This is a genomic window from Caballeronia terrestris (assembly GCF_001544515.1).
GTDB lineage: Bacteria > Pseudomonadota > Gammaproteobacteria > Burkholderiales > Burkholderiaceae > Caballeronia > Caballeronia terrestris.
The window spans coordinates 1-2152 of record NZ_FCOL02000295.1 but is presented as its reverse complement, the minus strand read 5'-3'; the positions used below and the strand labels follow the sequence as shown (position 1 = coordinate 2152).

The 2152-nt window shown below is 58.9% G+C and carries 3 protein-coding genes; all 3 read right to left on the bottom strand.

Translation table 11 applies throughout. The features are described 5' to 3' along the window. Nucleotides 1-98: helix-turn-helix domain-containing protein (locus AWB67_RS43825; RefSeq protein ID WP_445344255.1), on the bottom strand; the 98-nt coding region annotated here is incomplete at its 3' end. 65 nt (nucleotides 99-163) lie between these two features. Then, nucleotides 164-484 (bottom strand): ElaB/YgaM/YqjD family protein, encoded by a 321-nt coding sequence (locus AWB67_RS36730; RefSeq protein WP_235025578.1) that lies wholly within the window; start codon nucleotides 482-484, stop codon nucleotides 164-166. A gap of 661 nt (nucleotides 485-1145) precedes the next feature. Beyond that, on the bottom strand, nucleotides 1146-2057 hold the full coding sequence (locus tag AWB67_RS36725) for a glycosyltransferase family 2 protein (protein WP_087660729.1): 912 nt from the start codon (nucleotides 2055-2057) through the stop codon (nucleotides 1146-1148). Nucleotides 2058-2152: the final 95 nt, after the last annotated feature.

Sequence of the window (2152 nt, the reverse complement as noted above, 5' to 3'; positions counted from 1 at the left end):
GCCATGGCCCGAATGCTCACATCCTGCAGTCGTAGGCTTGCGATGGCGAGGCGTTCTTCAGGTTGAAGCTGCTGGTAGGAAGTAGTTTTGTCGGGCATTGCAACACCTTATCCGAGATAAGTGTTGCACCTCGCTTTTGAGGCCGCCATGTTTAAAGTTGCCATCAGCGGGCGGTCAGCATGCCGACAAGGATGCCGCCTAAAGCAGCAATCGCAATCGCTTTCCATGGGCTTTCGTGGACAAAGTCGTCCGTGGAATCGGACATCAGGCGATATTTTGCCCGGATCATATCCCGGGTTTCGGAGAGCGTTTCCTTCCCCGCGGTGGCTGTAGTTTTCCGAGCTGGCGTAAAGGCGCTGCCCTTGCCTTCGGATCCCATGACAGGCGGCTGCGCTAGCACCGCAGGACCGCGGCCATTTCCCGCGCCAGATGGCGCAACGTTTGCCGCGTCGATCGCCTTCGCTACCTCAGTACGCTCAAGCATCGGTCGCTCTTGCGGCCCTGCGTCTACGGACCTTTCGCTACTCATAAAACCTCCTCTAACGTACGGGCAGACGTGCCCAACTCCAGGAACCGCGGAACGCGGCGATGGATCAATGAAATAGCAAATATAGGACAATGAGAACAATCACGGGCACGCCCAGCAACCAGCCAAGAAAATAAGGCATCTTAGTTTCCTCCATTGGTTTTGCAGTTGTGCCATCATGTCCATTACGGCTCTGGTTGATAAGTCGAGTTTGTCCGAAAAGGATGTAGGTGGCGTCCTAAGCATTCAAGGCGCGATGCTACATCGTTCGTGCCGCTGGAGGCACCCTCGCATTGAGAAGGCGATCAGATTACTCGGCTTGCAACCGACTTCAGCGTACCGCGCACTGCTTTGTCAACTCATGCAACAGCGCGAACAGACCCACGCACCCGGCGACAACTACCCGAGGGCAACGGTTGGGCCGCCAAGCTCAGTTGAAATGGTCACGCGGAAATTGCTGTGTATTCGCGTATGCGTGCTTGGTCACGTCTGGCTGCGCGTTGGCCCGCTTGCATTAATGGACATCACTCGCCGCGCTTTAGCGCGGTTGAAGGCGCGCTTGCTATCAGCAGACCTTCTTATCCTCGATAACGCGAATCCTTGGGCAATGCAACCGATACTAGTTGCCGGCCGACCGTCCAGCTTCGCTTGCATGGACGATTGCGCGCATGCGTCGGACGTTCCTTGAGATCACGCGGCGATGCACGAAGGCCCATGGCAGACCAGCCAGCATTGCGCTCGCGTCGCGCATCAGCGTACCCTCTGCGCGCATGGCGGCTAGCGCACGACGCGTCACCGCGCAAGCTTCGGCGGCCGGAAGCCGAAGCCATGCCGTCCATGCTGCATTGCGCGCGAGCAGACGCCGGCGCAATGCACTGTCACGTAGCGGGGAGGGATGGTGGTGAAGGACGACGTCGTCGGCGTACACGATCATGAGCCCACGGGCAAGTACGTCTAGCGAGACAAGTTCCTCCTCACCACCAATAAAAAGCCGCGGCTCAAAGCCGCCGACTTGCTCGAAAACCGCGGCCCGAAACACGCTCGCTCCGGCCAAAAAACCGATTACCGCCGGCCCAGGAAGGCCCTCCGCGCCGAGCGGGCTGGTTTTCATGGCCTCGCAGGTTTCGTCGAGCAGCTCTGATTCGCCGACCACAATGCGCGCGGCCAGCACGGCAACGCTCGGAAAGGCGTCGAGTATGTCGACAGCGCGTGTTAAAGCACCGGCTTGCCACCACATGTCGTCGTCACAGAATGCCACGTATTCGGTAGTCACTGCCGCCACCCCCAGATTGCGGCCGGCTGCGCCAAGATTGCATTGCGCCCGTACTACACGCAGTGACGGATAGCATTGCGCAACTCTTTCCGACGTGCCGTCGGACGAGTCGTTGTCGACAACAACGATCGGAGGTCTGTCAGGGAGCGCGAGGAGCATCGCGAGCGTGGATAAGAGCTGATCGACACGGTTGTGCGTCAGCACCACTACCGAGATGCGCCTCGGCCGTTCAAGCAAAGAGTTCATGTCGCTGCGCATGCTTCAACGTTGTTCTAAGGCTGTGCTGAAGAAGCGGGGGTTTTCACGGGATCGTCGTTGCTGATTCCACGATGCGAGAATGGCGACGCGCTCGC

Bases quoted from the DNA above. Each gene is read 5' to 3' on its own strand.
- AWB67_RS36730 (WP_235025578.1), bottom strand. From the start codon at position 484: ATGCTTGAGCGTACTGAGGTAGCGAAGGCGATCGACGCGGCAAACGTT.
- AWB67_RS36725 (WP_087660729.1), bottom strand. From the start codon at position 2,057: ATGCGCAGCGACATGAACTCTTTGCTTGAACGGCCGAGGCGCATCTCG.